Origin of the sequence: Escherichia sp. KTE114 (assembly GCF_000407765.1) — a bacterium.
In the GTDB taxonomy this organism is placed as follows: domain Bacteria; phylum Pseudomonadota; class Gammaproteobacteria; order Enterobacterales; family Enterobacteriaceae; genus Escherichia; species Escherichia ruysiae.
Genome location: NZ_KE136626.1, coordinates 4,431,248 through 4,447,089, shown reverse-complemented (window position 1 = coordinate 4,447,089; position 15,842 = coordinate 4,431,248). Strand labels below are relative to the sequence as shown.

General features: G+C 51.3%; 12 protein-coding genes and 2 rRNA genes. 6 read left to right on the top strand and 8 right to left on the bottom strand.

The window, feature by feature from the left end; all coding sequences use genetic code 11:
* The 3 genes from WC5_RS00275 to kgtP all read left to right on the top strand — a co-directional run.
* A 23S ribosomal RNA gene (locus WC5_RS00275) occupies window positions 1-2,361 on the top strand; the annotation flags it as partial.
* 100 nt (window positions 2,362-2,461) lie between these two features.
* A 5S ribosomal RNA gene (rrf, locus tag WC5_RS00280) occupies window positions 2,462-2,577 on the top strand.
* A 351-nt stretch (window positions 2,578-2,928) separates the two neighbouring features.
* Entirely contained in the window at window positions 2,929-4,227 is a 1,299-nt protein-coding gene (kgtP, locus tag WC5_RS00285) for an alpha-ketoglutarate permease (RefSeq protein ID WP_000841089.1), read from the top strand.
* Here the strand turns inward: kgtP and WC5_RS00290 are convergent.
* From WC5_RS00290 to trxC, 5 genes are all read right to left on the bottom strand, one after another.
* The gene (locus tag WC5_RS00290) at window positions 4,224-4,547 is read right to left on the bottom strand and encodes a YfiM family lipoprotein (protein ID WP_071599022.1); all 324 of its coding nucleotides are present in this window, start codon (window positions 4,545-4,547) and stop codon (window positions 4,224-4,226) included. The two genes, kgtP and WC5_RS00290, sit on opposite strands and share 4 nt — an antisense overlap.
* A gap of 46 nt (window positions 4,548-4,593) precedes the next feature.
* Window positions 4,594-5,949 carry a CDP-diacylglycerol--serine O-phosphatidyltransferase gene (gene pssA, locus WC5_RS00295; protein WP_000949267.1) on the bottom strand — a complete coding sequence of 452 codons (1,356 nt, stop codon included), beginning with the start codon at window positions 5,947-5,949 and terminating at the stop codon, window positions 4,594-4,596.
* 113 nt (window positions 5,950-6,062) lie between these two features.
* Entirely contained in the window at window positions 6,063-8,723 is a 2,661-nt protein-coding gene (gene patZ / locus WC5_RS00300; protein WP_000082953.1) for a peptidyl-lysine N-acetyltransferase PatZ, read from the bottom strand.
* 31 nt (window positions 8,724-8,754) lie between these two features.
* Entirely contained in the window at window positions 8,755-9,453 is a 699-nt protein-coding gene (gene tapT / locus WC5_RS00305) for a tRNA-uridine aminocarboxypropyltransferase (protein WP_000138187.1), read from the bottom strand.
* A gap of 70 nt (window positions 9,454-9,523) precedes the next feature.
* Window positions 9,524-9,943 carry a thioredoxin TrxC gene (gene trxC, locus WC5_RS00310; RefSeq protein WP_001098726.1) on the bottom strand — a complete coding sequence of 140 codons (420 nt, stop codon included), beginning with the start codon at window positions 9,941-9,943 and terminating at the stop codon, window positions 9,524-9,526.
* A 206-nt stretch (window positions 9,944-10,149) separates the two neighbouring features.
* Between trxC and WC5_RS00315 the strand changes: the two genes are divergently transcribed.
* Window positions 10,150-11,187 (top strand): tRNA/rRNA methyltransferase, encoded by a 1,038-nt coding sequence (locus WC5_RS00315; RefSeq protein WP_000997401.1) that lies wholly within the window; start codon window positions 10,150-10,152, stop codon window positions 11,185-11,187.
* Window positions 11,188-11,234: 47 nt separating this feature from the next.
* Here WC5_RS00315 and ung read toward each other — a convergent pair whose 3' ends face one another.
* Complete coding sequence (ung, locus tag WC5_RS00320; protein WP_000184514.1) at window positions 11,235-11,924, bottom strand: uracil-DNA glycosylase; 690 nt, start codon at window positions 11,922-11,924, stop codon at window positions 11,235-11,237.
* A gap of 303 nt (window positions 11,925-12,227) precedes the next feature.
* Between ung and grcA the strand changes: the two genes are divergently transcribed.
* Window positions 12,228-12,611 carry an autonomous glycyl radical cofactor GrcA gene (gene grcA / locus WC5_RS00325; protein WP_000627804.1) on the top strand — a complete coding sequence of 128 codons (384 nt, stop codon included), beginning with the start codon at window positions 12,228-12,230 and terminating at the stop codon, window positions 12,609-12,611.
* 60 nt (window positions 12,612-12,671) lie between these two features.
* On the opposite strand, the gene eamB is transcribed toward grcA, so the two are convergent.
* A complete protein-coding gene (gene eamB / locus WC5_RS00330) occupies window positions 12,672-13,259 on the bottom strand; it encodes a cysteine/O-acetylserine transporter (protein ID WP_000189193.1) in 588 nt (195 codons plus the stop codon).
* 102 nt (window positions 13,260-13,361) lie between these two features.
* Between eamB and WC5_RS00335 the strand changes: the two genes are divergently transcribed.
* The gene (locus WC5_RS00335; RefSeq protein ID WP_016231846.1) at window positions 13,362-14,243 is read left to right on the top strand and encodes a LysR family transcriptional regulator; all 882 of its coding nucleotides are present in this window, start codon (window positions 13,362-13,364) and stop codon (window positions 14,241-14,243) included.
* Window positions 14,244-14,447: 204 nt separating this feature from the next.
* Here WC5_RS00335 and srmB read toward each other — a convergent pair whose 3' ends face one another.
* The gene (srmB, locus tag WC5_RS00340) at window positions 14,448-15,782 is read right to left on the bottom strand and encodes an ATP-dependent RNA helicase SrmB (protein ID WP_000219187.1); all 1,335 of its coding nucleotides are present in this window, start codon (window positions 15,780-15,782) and stop codon (window positions 14,448-14,450) included.
* Window positions 15,783-15,842: the final 60 nt, after the last annotated feature.

Below are 15,842 nucleotides of genomic sequence, written 5' to 3'. Positions count from 1 at the left end.
TTTATGGGGTGACTGCGTACCTTTTGTATAATGGGTCAGCGACTTATATTCTGTAGCAAGGTTAACCGAATAGGGGAGCCGAAGGGAAACCGAGTCTTAACTGGGCGTTAAGTTGCAGGGTATAGACCCGAAACCCGGTGATCTAGCCATGGGCAGGTTGAAGGTTGGGTAACACTAACTGGAGGACCGAACCGACTAATGTTGAAAAATTAGCGGATGACTTGTGGCTGGGGGGGAAAGGCCAATCAAACCGGGAGATAGCTGGTTCTCCCCGAAAGCTATTTAGGTAGCGCCTCGTGAATTCATCTCCGGGGGTAGAGCACTGTTTCGGCAAGGGGGTCATCCCGACTTACCAACCCGATGCAAACTGCGAATACCGGAGAATGTTATCACGGGAGACACACGGCGGGTGCTAACGTCCGTCGTGAAGAGGGAAACAACCCAGACCGCCAGCTAAGGTCCCAAAGTCATGGTTAAGTGGGAAACGATGTGGGAAGGCCCAGACAGCCAGGATGTTGGCTTAGAAGCAGCCATCATTTAAAGAAAGCGTAATAGCTCACTGGTCGAGTCGGCCTGCGCGGAAGATGTAACGGGGCTAAACCATGCACCGAAGCTGCGGCAGCGACACTATGTGTTGTTGGGTAGGGGAGCGTTCTGTAAGCCTGTGAAGGTGGCCTGTGAGGGTTGCTGGAGGTATCAGAAGTGCGAATGCTGACATAAGTAACGATAAAGCGGGTGAAAAGCCCGCTCGCCGGAAGACCAAGGGTTCCTGTCCAACGTTAATCGGGGCAGGGTGAGTCGACCCCTAAGGCGAGGCCGAAAGGCGTAGTCGATGGGAAACAGGTTAATATTCCTGTACTTGGTGTTACTGCGAAGGGGGGACGGAGAAGGCTATGTTGGCCGGGCGACGGTTGTCCCGGTTTAAGCGTGTAGGCTGGTTTTCCAGGCAAATCCGGAAAATCAAGGCTGAGGCGTGATGACGAGGCACTACGGTGCTGAAGCAACAAATGCCCTGCTTCCAGGAAAAGCCTCTAAGCATCAGGTAACATCAAATCGTACCCCAAACCGACACAGGTGGTCAGGTAGAGAATACCAAGGCGCTTGAGAGAACTCGGGTGAAGGAACTAGGCAAAATGGTGCCGTAACTTCGGGAGAAGGCACGCTGATGCGTAGGTGAAGCGGTTTACCCGTGGAGCTGAAATCAGTCGAAGATACCAGCTGGCTGCAACTGTTTATTAAAAACACAGCACTGTGCAAACACGAAAGTGGACGTATACGGTGTGACGCCTGCCCGGTGCCGGAAGGTTAATTGATGGGGTCAGCCGCAAGGCGAAGCTCTTGATCGAAGCCCCGGTAAACGGCGGCCGTAACTATAACGGTCCTAAGGTAGCGAAATTCCTTGTCGGGTAAGTTCCGACCTGCACGAATGGCGTAATGATGGCAAGGCTGTCTCCACCCGAGACTCAGTGAAATTGAACTCGCTGTGAAGATGCAGTGTACCCGCGGCAAGACGGAAAGACCCCGTGAACCTTTACTATAGCTTGACACTGAACATTGAGCCTTGATGTGTAGGATAGGTGGGAGGCTTTGAAGCGTGGACGCCAGTCTGCGTGGAGCCGACCTTGAAATACCACCCTTTAATGTTTGATGTTCTAACGTGGACCCGTGATCCGGGTTGCGGACAGTGTCTGGTGGGTAGTTTGACTGGGGCGGTCTCCTCCTAAAGAGTAACGGAGGAGCACGAAGGTTGGCTAATCCTGGTCGGACATCAGGAGGTTAGTGCAATGGCATAAGCCAGCTTGACTGCGAGCGTGACGGCGCGAGCAGGTGCGAAAGCAGGTCATAGTGATCCGGTGGTTCTGAATGGAAGGGCCATCGCTCAACGGATAAAAGGTACTCCGGGGATAACAGGCTGATACCGCCCAAGAGTTCATATCGACGGCGGTGTTTGGCACCTCGATGTCGGCTCATCACATCCTGGGGCTGAAGTAGGTCCCAAGGGTATGGCTGTTCGCCATTTAAAGTGGTACGCGAGCTGGGTTTAGAACGTCGTGAGACAGTTCGGTCCCTATCTGCCGTGGGCGCTGGAGAACTGAGGGGGGCTGCTCCTAGTACGAGAGGACCGGAGTGGACGCATCACTGGTGTTCGGGTTGTCATGCCAATGGCACTGCCCGGTAGCTAAATGCGGAAGAGATAAGTGCTGAAAGCATCTAAGCACGAAACTTGCCCCGAGATGAGTTCTCCCTGACTCCTTGAGAGTCCTGAAGGAACGTTGAAGACGACGACGTTGATAGGCCGGGTGTGTAAGCGCAGCGATGCGTTGAGCTAACCGGTACTAATGAACCGTGAGGCTTAACCTTACAACGCCGAAGGTGTTTTGGCGGATTGAGAGAAGATTTTCAGCCTGATACAGATTAAATCGACAGGTCGAAGAAAGACGTGTTGATAAAACAGAATTTGCCTGGCGGCCGTAGCGCGGTGGTCCCACCTGACCCCATGCCGAACTCAGAAGTGAAACGCCGTAGCGCCGATGGTAGTGTGGGGTCTCCCCATGCGAGAGTAGGGAACTGCCAGGCATCAGATAAAGCAGAAGGCCATCCGGAAGGATGGCCTTTTTGCGTTGCTGCAGAAAGAATGCCGGATGCGACGCTGGCGCGTCTTATCCTTCCTACGAAAGATCACGTGGCGTAGGGAAGAGCCGTGTATGCCAGATTCAGCAACGAATACAGTTGCATCAATTTACCCACTTCCATACGTTCTCCTTACCAGAAATCTTTTCTGAAGCTCCTCAATAACCGTTCCCCTGCTAACTAAATTAACTGTTAAGGTTGCATAATCATATGCAACAAATGTATAACATTTGCATTACTAAAAAATAAACGACAGCAACCGACAAAGCATCGGATTATGGCAGGAGAAATAGTGGCATGGCAGAAAGCACTGTAACAGCAGATGGCAAACTGACAAGTAGTGATACTCGTCGCCGCATCTGGGCAATTGTAGGGGCCTCTTCAGGCAACCTGGTCGAATGGTTTGATTTCTACGTCTACTCGTTTTGTTCCCTCTACTTCGCCCACATCTTCTTCCCTTCTGGTAACACGACCACTCAACTACTGCAAACAGCCGGTGTTTTTGCAGCAGGATTCTTGATGCGCCCAATAGGCGGCTGGTTATTTGGTCGAATTGCCGATAAGCATGGCCGCAAGAAATCGATGCTGTTATCAGTATGTATGATGTGTTTCGGCTCTCTGGTTATCGCCTGTTTGCCTGGTTATGAAACAATCGGTACGTGGGCTCCGGCATTATTGCTTCTCGCGCGTTTATTCCAGGGATTATCTGTAGGTGGAGAATATGGCACCAGCGCCACCTATATGAGTGAAGTCGCAGTAGAAGGTCGTAAAGGTTTTTATGCCTCATTTCAGTATGTCACGTTGATCGGCGGACAACTGTTGGCACTACTTGTTGTAGTGGTTTTACAACACACCATGGAAGACGCTGCACTCAGAGAGTGGGGATGGCGCATTCCCTTTGCGTTAGGAGCGGTGTTAGCCGTTGTGGCGTTGTGGTTACGCCGTCAATTGGATGAAACTTCACAACAAGAAACACGAGCTTTAAAAGAAGCTGGATCTCTGAAAGGATTATGGCGCAATCGCCGTGCATTCATCATGGTTCTCGGTTTTACCGCTGCGGGCTCCCTTTGTTTCTATACCTTCACCACTTACATGCAGAAGTATCTGGTGAATACTGCGGGAATGCACGCCAACGTAGCAAGCGGCATTATGACAGCCGCACTGTTTGTATTCATGCTCATCCAGCCGCTCATTGGTGCGCTGTCGGATAAGATTGGCCGTCGAACTTCAATGCTATGTTTCGGTTCTCTGGCAGCCATTTTTACCGTTCCCATTCTCTCAGCATTGCAGAACGTTTCCTCTCCTTATGCCGCTTTTGGTCTGGTGATGTGTGCCCTGCTGATAGTGAGTTTTTATACTTCAATCAGCGGGATACTGAAGGCAGAGATGTTCCCGGCACAGGTTCGCGCATTAGGCGTTGGTCTGTCATATGCGGTCGCCAATGCTATATTTGGCGGCTCAGCGGAGTATGTGGCGCTGTCGCTGAAATCAATAGGAATGGAAACAGCCTTCTTCTGGTATGTAACATTGATGGCCGTGGTGGCGTTTCTGGTTTCTTTGATGCTGCATCGCAAAGGGAAGGGAATGCGTCTTTAGTGATGCGCCAGTTGCCAGATGGTATAGCCGGTAGTTGCACCGGCGACATCCCAGGCAAAATCTTTCCAGCTCCAGCCGCTCCCCTCGGGGCGGCTATCCCAAAGTTCTTTTGACGCGCCCAGCCCAACAGAGAACATCAGCCCGAAAGTCGCACTGCCATCGTGACTCATCCCCTGATGCTGTGCATATTCATTTCCGGCTGCGGAAAGCATCGCCGAGGCGATAAAGTGTTGAGCTTTATCCTGCCCGCTCCAGCTATCGTTAGCCATATGGCTGCATCCAGAAAGTAACAATAGCGAACAGACAAAAAGAATACGCAAAACGTGGGCCTCCAAAAAACAAACCCCGTACAGGACGGGGTTGTGATTATAGGATGCGACTAATTAATCGGTCGATGCGGATACGGCGCAAACGGCGGATAAGTTTGCGAACCTTCACCGGATAATCGGCAATACTTTGCAGATCGCGGTAGTGCTTAACGATGGTGGTATGCTCGCGGATCAGCTCCAGTTCTTTCTCACGCTGTGGCGCAAGTTCCAGTTGCGGATCGTGGATCAAAATGGCATTTTCCAGATCCAGACGCCAGGCGCGTGGGTTGAGGTTATTACCGGTTACCAGCATCCACTTATCATCAACCCACATTCCTTTCAGATGATAGGTGTTGTCGTCATCTTTCCATAACCGAACCACTAACTGGTCAGTATTGACGTAATACTGCAAACGGCTCAGGAAGCGACGCAGATTGATCTCATAAAGATAAGGCAGTGCGCCAATTATCTTGAAAGGTTCATCTTCTGGAATGTAGAAGTCATTCGCGGTTTTATCACCGACAATGATTTCGACCTTCTTCCCTTCGCGCAGCAACTGGATGATATTGCGCACAAGGATTGCTGGCAGGTTGAAGTATGGCGTGCAGATGGTTAGTTTCTGCTCGGCACAAGGCATAAGATGGAAAATGGTCTTGTTCAACAGACTCGATTTCCCCAGACCAACCAACGGCGTTACGGAAAGCTGATCATTATCGGCATCGCCCTGGAAATGATAAGCGGCATCACGTAGCTCCTGGCGGAACAGGCGAATGTCGTTCTTGATTTCCGGACTTTTTGGGCGATTAACATCATCCAGACGGTTAACTCCGCGACCATTCATAATATTCTGTGTAACCCATTCAAACATAATGTCTGACATCTTACGGTTACGGATCAGATGATAACGGTCGTAGCGGTATTTATCGTGCTGATGCAGATAAACATCGTTCAGGCTGGCACCGCTATAAAGTACGCTATCGTCGATGATAAAGCCTTTAAAGTGCAGAACGCCAAGGGCTTCACGGGTATTGATTGGAACGCCATAAACCGGAACATCTACGCCCGGATTTTCCTGCGCCATGCGGCAGTACCAGTCAGCATTAGTGTTAGATGCCGCAGCGCCAATGCGTCCACGTTGTGCACGATGCCAGTCGACCAGCACCCGCACATCCAGTTCCGGACGCTGCCGTTTAGCCTCATACAACGCGTTCAGAATGCCTTTGCCACCGTCATCCTGTTCGAGATACAGGGCAACGATGCAAATGCGCTGCTTCGCGCTGGCTATTTTTTCCAGCAGCGTCTCCCGGAAGTCGGCGGGAGCGTAAAAGAAATCGACATCATCAACTGATTGAGAAATCTTGGGTAGTTGGGCAAGGTGTTGTTGATGTTTATTACGCTTAAATTTTGACAACATCACAGTGCATTTCTTCTCTGTTCATTGAAGGGTCCTCTGTGCAATGCAGACGACATAAGCGGGCAATAATAACACCAGTCCCGATTAAGTGGTCAACATTTCCAGTACCTTACTCATGATTCCTCACGCTGGGCAAGATTTAGCGTAAGCCCAACGATCCCCTCTTCGAGCTGGATATCAACGTTAAACCCGAGCTTGCGGGCCAGCGCCACCATGCCACGATTGTTTGGCATCGTAATACCATTCAGACGTTGCAGTCCGTGATCTCGCGTATAGGTAATCAACTTTTCCATTAAGCGGCGGCCTAAGCCTAATCCTTTGAGGTCCGATCGAACCAGTACGGCAAATTCGGCATCGATGTTATCTGGGTCAGAGATCGCTCGTGTGACACCGAGGATCTCTTCTGTTTGATCAATACGTCGTACCGCCACAAAAGCCATTTCTCGATCGTAGTCGATCTGCGTCATGTTGGCTAAATCTTCATGGGTAAATTCGTTGATCTCGCTAAAGTAGCGGTAATAAAGATCTTCTTTGGTGACTCGCGAAATGAATTGCTGAAGCTGTGGCTCATCTTCCGGCAAAATCGGGCGGAACAAGCAGCGTTCACCGTTTTTCAATTCTACCCACTCTTCCAGCTGATGCGGATAAGGGCGCACTGCCAGCCGACTCTCGTTATCGCCTTCAAAAGGCGCAATATCCAGCGTGACATCCAGCGCGGTAAATTCACTGCCGGAAGCCAGCAAAGGATGAATATCCAGACGCTGAATTTCCGGGCAATCGACAATCAGGTTGGAAACCTGCACCAGTAACTGGCTTAAGCCCGCGACGTCGAGTGGACGCAGTGCACTACGAGCACGAATTTTTTTACTTTTGATTCCCTGAATGACCAGATAGCGAGCCAGGTTCATGTTCAGTGGCGGCAGCGCCACGACAGCTTGATCTTCAGGACGCCATTCCACACCGCCTTCACCAAGCATGATAAGCGGCCCGAAAACCGGATCGTGCTCGACGACTACGCGCAACTCCTGAGCACCTGCACGGTTAGCCATACTTTGCACCAGCAGTCCGTGGATCCGCGCCTGCGGCCAGGCCATTTTTACGCGATCGAAAATAGCGTTTGCCGCTTGCTGGACTTCGTTAGCCGTACGCAAATAGAGCATCACGCCCTGAACTTCTGATTTATGCGGAATATCCGGCGAGCGCAACTTCAGCGCCACCGGATAACCAATCTGTTCAGCAATATGCACCGCTTCGGTGCTATCGCTGGCAATCCAGGTGGGGAGCGTGTTCATGCCGTACGCTTGCAGGATTGGCTGAACTTCATGGGTATCGAGTGATGTCGCTCCTTCAGCAATGGCTTGCTGTAGCAGAATATGCGCTTCTGCGGTATTAGAGGTCAGATTGCTGGGCAGCGCCGGCGTTTCGCGTAGTTGCTTCTGGTTTCGCCGGTACTCCACCATATGCATAAAAGCGGTGATGGTTCCTTCCGGCGTTCGATAGGTTGGTAGTCCGGCTTCGCTGAATAAACGTCGTGCCTCTTGCGAAGAGTGCTCGCCACACCAGTTCGTCAGTAGAGATACATACTTGCTGCGGGGATGATGTTTTACCGCTTCAATTAATGCTTGCGCACTTTCTGTTGCGGGAGCTGCGGCGCTGGGCGAATGAATAACCATCAGTGCATCAAAATCCTGGCTGTGGAGCAGAATATCCAGCGTTTTAACATAATGTTCACTGCTGGCGTCATCGCGCAGATCGAGCGGGTTAGAGATAGCAACATGTTCTGGCAGCGCATCGCGCAGTTTCTGGCAAATCTCTTCACTGAGCGTTGCCAGTTTGCCATTGCGCGACCATAAGGCATCCAGCGCCAGCGCGGCAGGCGCGGCACCGTTGCTAATTATCATCAGCCGGTCGCCACGTAGCGGGCGCATATGGCTAAGGGTTTCCACTGCCGAAAACAGTTCGTGAGTGTCCTGCACTCGTAATAAACCTGCACGCTGAATAGCCGCATCCCACGCCGGATCCATTCCTGCCGTGGTGTTCAACAGACGTTGAGCCGCTGGGCTACGTCCGCTTTTAATCACCAGAATCGGTTTATTGCGAGAGGCGCTACGGGCAGCCGAAACAAAGCGTCGCGCGTCGCTTAACTGTTCGAGGTAGAGCAGGATGGCACTGGTTTTACTGTCGCGCGCCAGATAATCGAGCAATTCGTCAACGTCGATATCCAGGCTGTCGCCGAGAGCAATAAAATACGAAAAGCCCATCTCACGCTGTTGCGCCCAGTCGAGGATGGTGTTGGAGACGGCAGCAGACTGCGAAATAAACGCCAGCTTGCCGCGTTTAATCGGCACGGGCGAAAAGCTGGCATTCAGACCTTGCCAGGGAGCCAGTAATCCCAGACTGTTTGGCCCGAGCAGACGCATGTTATGGCGCAGGGCGCAGGCGCGGAGATCTTCGTGTTGAGATGCTGGTGCAGAAAGAATAATGCAGGTTTTACAGCCCTTCTCGCCGAGCTCTTCCAGAAGAGCAAGATTGCGGCTGGCATTGGTACACAAAACCGCAAGGTCGGGTGTAAAGGGCAAGCTGGCAATATCCGGCCAGGCCAGCACACCCAACACCGCTTTCCAGGCTGGCGTCACCGGGAGTACCGGCCCGTTAAAGCCTCCCGCCAGCAGGTTACGCATCATCAGGTAACCTGCGCGATTGGGTTTCATCGATGCGCCAATTACCGCTATCGATTTTGGTCGCAGTAGTGCTTCCAGTCCTCGCTGACTCATACCGGTCTCCCGCAGAAGTGACCGAATGATTTTAAACGCTTTCTAACTGTTCTGCTGTGATGCTACCCAGATGTTGCGTTTTTCCTGCCAGATAGCGCGTTTTAAAACGAGTGAAATGCTCGCCTAAGCCCGTTGCTGCTTCGGTATCGCCCGCCATATCTAAAAGTGCGATGGCTACTTCGGCGGTGCAATATTGGCCTTCAGCCTGGGCTTCACGCAGGCGATAGGCAGAAAGCCGGGAAAGATCGACGGAAATGACGGGAAGATTATCCAGATACGGACTTTTACGAAACATTTTCCGAGCTTCCGGCCAGGTGCCATCGAGCATGATAAACAGCGGCGGCTTACCGGAAGGCGGCGAGAAGATGACTTCCCGTTGCTCGCCGGCATACGAGGCAGGAAAAACCACCATTGGCTGATAATCCGGGTTTTGTACCAGCTCCAGCAAATCTTGCGATGGTTCAGTGCGCGACCATTGAAACGCGACTGTATCCGGCAAGATATCAGCAATTAAACGTCCGGTATTGCTGGGCTTCATTGGCTCGGTATCGAACATCAGCAAACAAAAACGGCTTTTTGCTTCAGTTGGGGTGATTGTCGAACAGAGGCAAAGTTTCTCTGGCAAAAGGCAGCGTTGGCAACGACGAACGCGATTACCACGGGCAAGAAAAGGACGCGTTGCGCGTGCAATACGTTCGGCGCGTAACTGGAGAACAGCGTTTTCGGTCATGAGAGAGGGCGTCGAAAAACCGCCATTGTCGCAGAGGAGAAAACGGGGCACAAGATGCGCCCCGGTAAGATTAAAGAGATTCGTTCAACCAGCTATCGAACGGTGCTTTCGGCACTGCGCCGTTGAGCATGTCAACAACCTGACCATTTTTGAAAATCATAATCGTCGGAATGCTACGAATACCAAAGCGGCTGCTTAATTCACGTTCAGCTTCGGTATTCACTTTTACAAAACGCACTTTACCGCTACGCTCTTGCGCAACATCTTCAAAAATCGGCGCGAAGTTACGGCAGGGGCCGCACCACGGTGCCCAGAAGTCGATCACTACAGGCAGATCGTCTTTCAGCAATTTGTCGAGTGTTTCACCGGTCGCATTAATCACCTCTCCGTCAAACAGGTCGTGACCGCAGCGTCCGCATTTTGCCGCATCTTCGATCCGATCGTCGGGAATGCGATTGATGGCCTGACAATGGGTACAAACGGTATTCATAACTAACCTCGGGATGAGTAAGGAGACTTATCGGCAATGACGCCGGTATGTTTCTAATATGTTACATATTATCAAAGGCAATGTTCCAGACAACAATCTGTTTTATTCAATAGGTATGATAGTCGCAGGCTTTGGTACGAAATCATGGCGAACCGCGCGCACTTCGGGTAATCTGCGCGCTTCGCGCAGCGCTGGTGGAGAAAAGCATGAACGATGAAATGAAAGGTAAAAGCGGCAAGGTCAAAGTGATGTATGTCCGCAGTGATGATGATTCTGATAAACGTACCCATAACCCGCGAACCGGGAAAGGGGGCGGGCGTCCAGGAAAATCTCGTGCCGACGGTGGCCGTCGCCCCGCCCGCGATGACAAACAGAGTCAGCCCCGTGACCGCAAGTGGGAAGATTCGCCGTGGCGCACGGTTTCCCGCGCGCCGGGTGATGAGACGCCGGAAAAGGCCGATCACGGTGGCATCAGTGGTAAAAGTTTTATTGATCCAGAAGTGTTGCGTCGTCAGCGTGCGGAAGAAACCCGCGTTTACGGCGAAAATGCATGTCAGGCACTGTTCCAGAGCCGTCCGGAAGCGATTGTTCGCGCCTGGTTTATCCAGAGCGTAACGCCGCGTTTTAAAGAAGCCTTGCGCTGGATGGCAGCAAACCGCAAAGCGTACCATGTAGTGGATGAAGCGGAACTGACAAAAGCGTCAGGCACGGAACATCACGGCGGCGTTTGCTTCCTGATTAAAAAGCGTAACGGCACAACCGTACAGCAGTGGGTAAGCCAGGCCGGCGCGCAGGATTGTGTACTGGCGCTGGAAAACGAATCTAACCCGCATAACCTGGGTGGCATGATGCGTAGCTGCGCGCACTTTGGCGTGAAAGGCGTTGTGGTGCAGGATGCGGCGTTGCTGGAATCGGGTGCGGCAATCCGTACCGCAGAAGGCGGCGCAGAGCACATTCAGCCGATTACCGGCGACAACATTGTTAATGTGCTGGATGATTTCCGTCAGGCGGGTTACACCGTAGTGACCACTTCCAGCGAGCAGGGTAAACCGCTGTTCAAAACCAGTCTGCCAGAGAAAATGGTGCTGGTGCTGGGCCAGGAATATGAAGGGCTACCGGATGCCGCACGCGATCCGAACGATTTGCGCGTGAAGATTGATGGTACTGGCAACGTTGCTGGTCTGAATATCTCTGTCGCAACTGGCGTGCTGCTTGGCGAATGGTGGCGTCAGAACAAAGCCTGATAAATCAGCCGGATGGCAACGATGTCATCCGGCATTTTCCCGCAAATTTACTCACTCTCTGCCGGTAACACTGGCATCCAGTCAATCGGTTTTTCGCCACGTTGTTCCAGCCACTGATTTGCCAGCACAAAATGGTTGCAGCCAAAGAATCCACGATGCGCCGAAAGCGGCGACGGATGCGGCGCTTTCAGCACGTGATGGCGTTGCTTATCTATAATCGCCCCTTTCTTTTGCGCATGTGATCCCCATAACAAAAACACCACGCCTTCACGATGCTGATTAATCAGGCTGATGACTTTATCAGTAAACGTTTCCCAGCCGAGGCTGGCGTGGGAATGTGCCTGGCCTGCGCGTACCGTCAATACGGTGTTGAGCAGGAGAACCCCCTGACGTGCCCAGCTTTCAAGATAGCCATGTGTCGGGCGAGTAAAGCCTGGAAGGGTATTTTCCAGTTCTTTATACATATTCAGTAGAGAAGGCGGTATAGCAATGCCTGGGCGAACGGAAAATGCCAGACCGTGCGCTTGTCCGGGGCCGTGGTAAGGATCCTGACCGAGGATCACCACTTTGACATCGCCCAGTTCAGTAAAGCGAAAGGCGTTAAAAACATCTTTTTGTGGTGGGTAGATGGTTATCCCGGACTGCCGCTCGCTGGCAACGGTCTGGAGGGTGTTAAGAAAATAGGGTTGCTGCTTTTCTTCAGCCAGCACGTCATGCCAGGTTAATTGGTTAGTCATCTCGCTCTCCTGCGGATCTTCAATCCGCCTAGCTTAACTGCTTCTTTCTACAGAACAAAATCAAGCTCATTTTTTAGCCATAAACGAGTGCAAAAAAGTGTAAATTGGTAAAATCTCACGCTCGCATAAGTTGATGTAAAACAATAAAATCCATTTCTGACCACATTTGATGTGTGGTTTTTATTGATTTAAATCAAAGAATCAAGGGTGTTTGAGGAGTATATATACACTCAAGCAACAATGGTTTTACCAATTGGCCGCGACAGGCTAATCAAATCAAATAATTTGCCGGGGAGGCATCACATGATTACAGGTATCCAGATTACTAAAGCCGCTAATGACGATCTGCTGAACTCTTTCTGGCTGCTGGACAGCGAAAAAGGCGAAGCGCGTTGCATCGTTGCGAAAGCAGGTTTTGCAGAAGACGAAGTGGTTGCAGTAAGCAAACTGGGTGACATTGAATACCGTGAAGTTCCAGTAGAAGTTAAACCAGAAGTTCGCGTTGAAGGTGGCCAGCACCTGAACGTAAACGTTCTGCGTCGTGAAACTCTGGAAGATGCAGTTAAGCATCCGGAAAAATATCCGCAGCTGACTATCCGTGTATCTGGTTATGCAGTTCGCTTCAACTCTCTGACTCCAGAACAGCAGCGCGACGTTATCGCTCGTACCTTTACTGAAAGCCTGTAAGGCTTAAGTAGCAAGTTATTAAGCGGAAGAGGGTAATCTCTTCCGCTTTTCTTTTGTCTTTCAATAGAAAATACGTACCGCACAATAGACCAGCAACAGCGCCAGCACGATATTCAACTGGCGACCATAGTGGCGAAACAATCGCTGAAACAGATGCCCCGCCAACGCCCAACAGACATTGCCAAACGTCCCAATCATCGCCAGTAAAACGCTGACGCCAACTACCCAGCTTAACGCCTGTGTTTGCGGCAGAACAAACGTTGACAGTGCCGTAATGCCGTACAAAATAATTTTGGCGTTCACAAACTGTAGCGCAAAGCTCGCCCAAAAGCTGATCGGTTTTGCCTGAAGTCCGTCTTCTTTTGTTGGACTGGTAGCGATTTTCCACGCCAGCCAGACAATATATGCCGCCCCCGCCCAACTCAACAAATGCACTGCTGCCGGGTCGATAACAGCCAATGAAAATGAAATTCCCGCACACAGCAGCATGACAATCAAAAATCCCAGACTCATCCCCGCCAGTACGCGGGTACTCTGACGAAACCCATGCGACGTGGCTGAACTCAGAGCAAGAATATTGTTCGGTCCAGGCGTGAGGGCAGTAATCAGGGTGTAGGTCCAGAAAGCACTTAATAGGGTCGGTGTCACTTGTTATCTCCTTTGTTTTGATAGACAGTACCCGACATGAAACATTTAAAAAAATGAATGTTTTTACATTCTAAATTCGATATTTTCGATAGGTTTGGGATTATGGATCTGCGCCGTTTTATTACGCTTAAAACCGTGGTGGAAGAGGGTTCCTTTTTGCGAGCTTCGCAAAAATTGTGCTGCACACAATCGACGGTGACTTTTCATATTCAGCAGCTTGAACAGGAGTTCTCGGTCCAGTTGTTTGAAAAAATTGGCCGACGGATGTGCCTCACTCGCGAAGGAAAAAAGCTGCTGCCGCACATTTATGAACTCACCAGAGTGATGGATACGCTACGCGAGGCTGCCAAAAAAGAGTCGGATCCGGACGGAGAGCTGCGCGTTGTTTCGGGCGAAACGTTGCTCTCTTACCGAATGCCGCAGGTGTTGCAGCGTTTTCGGCAACGCGCACCAAAAGTGCGTTTATCGTTGCAGTCGCTGAACTGTTACGTGATCCGTGATGCGCTACTGAATGATGAGGCCGATGTCGGGGTTTTTTATCGCGTAGGGAATGATGATGCTCTGAACCGACGAGAGTTAGGTGAACAATCGCTGGTGCTGGTGGCTTCGCCGCATATTGAAGATGTCGATTTTACTGAGCCGGGAAGACATAACGCCTGTAGCTTTATTATTAACGAACCGCAATGCGTCTTCCGCCAGATATTTGAAAGCACGCTGCGTCAGCGGCGGATTACGGTGGAACACACCATTGAGCTTATAAGCATTGAAAGTATCAAGCGATGTGTCGCGGCAAACATTGGAGTCAGCTACTTACCGCGATTTGCGGTAGCAAAAGAGCTGGAGTGCGGAGAATTAATTGAATTGCCCTTCGGCGAACTGTCGCTGACCATTACGGCAATGTGCGCTCACCATGCCGGAAAAGCGGTTAGCCCGGCGATGCACACTTTTATTCAGTGTGTTGAAGAGTGTTTTTTGCCGGGATAAAAAAAGCCGGGCTTAAACCCGGCATTCAACTTGTCGACAAATGCGCTTTGTTCATGCCGGATGCGGCGTGAACGCCTTATCCGGCCTACAAAATTGTGCAAATTCAATACATTGCATGAGTCTCGTAGGCCTGATAAGCGTAGCACATCAGGCAATTTTGCGTTTGCCTGCACTTTTAATACCGGGCTTAACCCGGCATTATGATTACTCTTCTGTCGTTTGCGGCGGCACGCCCGTTCCGCTTGGTTTGCGGCGCTTACCAATATTTTTGGTATCGCGATGGCGTTTTTTCACCCGTGGCTTCTCTTTCTCTTTAGCCTTTTTCTTCTCGGCGCGTTTTGCCAACACTTTTTTCGATGGCTTGCCGGTCTGTTTCTCGCTTGGCGCACGGGTCTTCGGTCGTAACTCATCAATTACACGTGCTTTAATTGGCTCTTCAATATAACGGCCAACTTTACCCAGCAGCAGATGGTCATGAGCTTCAACCAGCGAGATAGCGATACCTTTACGACCAGCGCGAGCGGTACGCCCGATACGGTGCAAATAAGTATCGCCACTGCGCGGCATATCGAAGTTAAAGACGTGGCTGACATCTGGAATGTCGATACCGCGTGCGGCAACGTCGGTAGCGACCAGCACGTTAACACGACCTTCGGTCAGGCGTTTGATCGCTTCGTTACGCTTGCCTTGTACCATCTCACCTTCGAGATAGCAGTTGTTGATGCCCGCTTCGCGCAGCCAGTTTGCCAGCTCATGCACACGCTCACGCTTACGCACAAACACAATTGAGCGGGTCGCTTCTGGTTGTTTTAACAAATGCACCAGCAACGCAGTTTTATGCTCAAGGTCATCGGCACGGTAATACCACTGATGAATTTTTTTGCGCTCACGAGTGGACGGATTCGCAGAAACCTCCACTGGATCTTCCAGCAGACGCTCGGCAAAATCCTGAATGGCATCGCCTTCCAGCGTTGCTGAGAAGAGCAGGGTTTGTTTACGCCAGCGAGTTTCGCCAGCAATATGTTCGATATCCTGGGCGAAGCCCATATCCAGCATACGGTCTGCTTCGTCGAGGATCAGTGTTTCAACCGCGCGGCAATCAAAGTTCTCTTCTTTTATATACTGCAGCAGACGACCGGTTGTGGCGACCACGATGTCCTGGTTTTCGCTGAACACTTCTGCGTGGTTCATATAAGCCACGCCACCAGTGATGGTGGCAATATCCAGATGCGTATGTTTCGCCAGTTCGCGGGCATGATCGGCCACCTGCATCGCCAGTTCGCGAGTTGGGGTGAGGATCAAAATACGCGGCGGACCGGATTTCTTACGCGGGAAATCGAGCAGGTGCTGCAACGCTGGCAGCAGATACGCCGCCGTTTTACCGGTGCCTGTCGGCGCAGAACCGAGTACATCACGGCCATCGAGCGCAGGCGGAATGGCGGCAGCCTGAATGGCGGTCGGGCGAGTGAAACCTTTATCCTGGAGTGCTTCCAGCAGGCTTTCGTCGAGTTCAAGTTCGGAAAAAGTCGTTACAGTCATGTTCTACCTCTGTGTGGGGCGCTGATTATAGACGTTACGGCTGCAATCTTCATCTGTTTG

Bases quoted from the DNA above. Each gene is read 5' to 3' on its own strand.
- tapT (WP_000138187.1), bottom strand. From the start codon at position 9,453: ATGACCGAAAACGCTGTTCTCCAGTTACGCGCCGAACGTATTGCACGC.
- patZ (WP_000082953.1), bottom strand. From the start codon at position 8,723: ATGAGTCAGCGAGGACTGGAAGCACTACTGCGACCAAAATCGATAGCG.
- trxC (WP_001098726.1), bottom strand. From the start codon at position 9,943: ATGAATACCGTTTGTACCCATTGTCAGGCCATCAATCGCATTCCCGAC.
- WC5_RS00315 (WP_000997401.1), top strand. From the start codon at position 10,150: ATGAACGATGAAATGAAAGGTAAAAGCGGCAAGGTCAAAGTGATGTAT.
- grcA (WP_000627804.1), top strand. From the start codon at position 12,228: ATGATTACAGGTATCCAGATTACTAAAGCCGCTAATGACGATCTGCTG.
- srmB (WP_000219187.1), bottom strand. From the start codon at position 15,782: ATGACTGTAACGACTTTTTCCGAACTTGAACTCGACGAAAGCCTGCTG.
- kgtP (WP_000841089.1), top strand. From the start codon at position 2,929: ATGGCAGAAAGCACTGTAACAGCAGATGGCAAACTGACAAGTAGTGAT.
- WC5_RS00335 (WP_016231846.1), top strand. From the start codon at position 13,362: ATGGATCTGCGCCGTTTTATTACGCTTAAAACCGTGGTGGAAGAGGGT.
- ung (WP_000184514.1), bottom strand. From the start codon at position 11,924: ATGACTAACCAATTAACCTGGCATGACGTGCTGGCTGAAGAAAAGCAG.
- pssA (WP_000949267.1), bottom strand. From the start codon at position 5,949: ATGTTGTCAAAATTTAAGCGTAATAAACATCAACAACACCTTGCCCAA.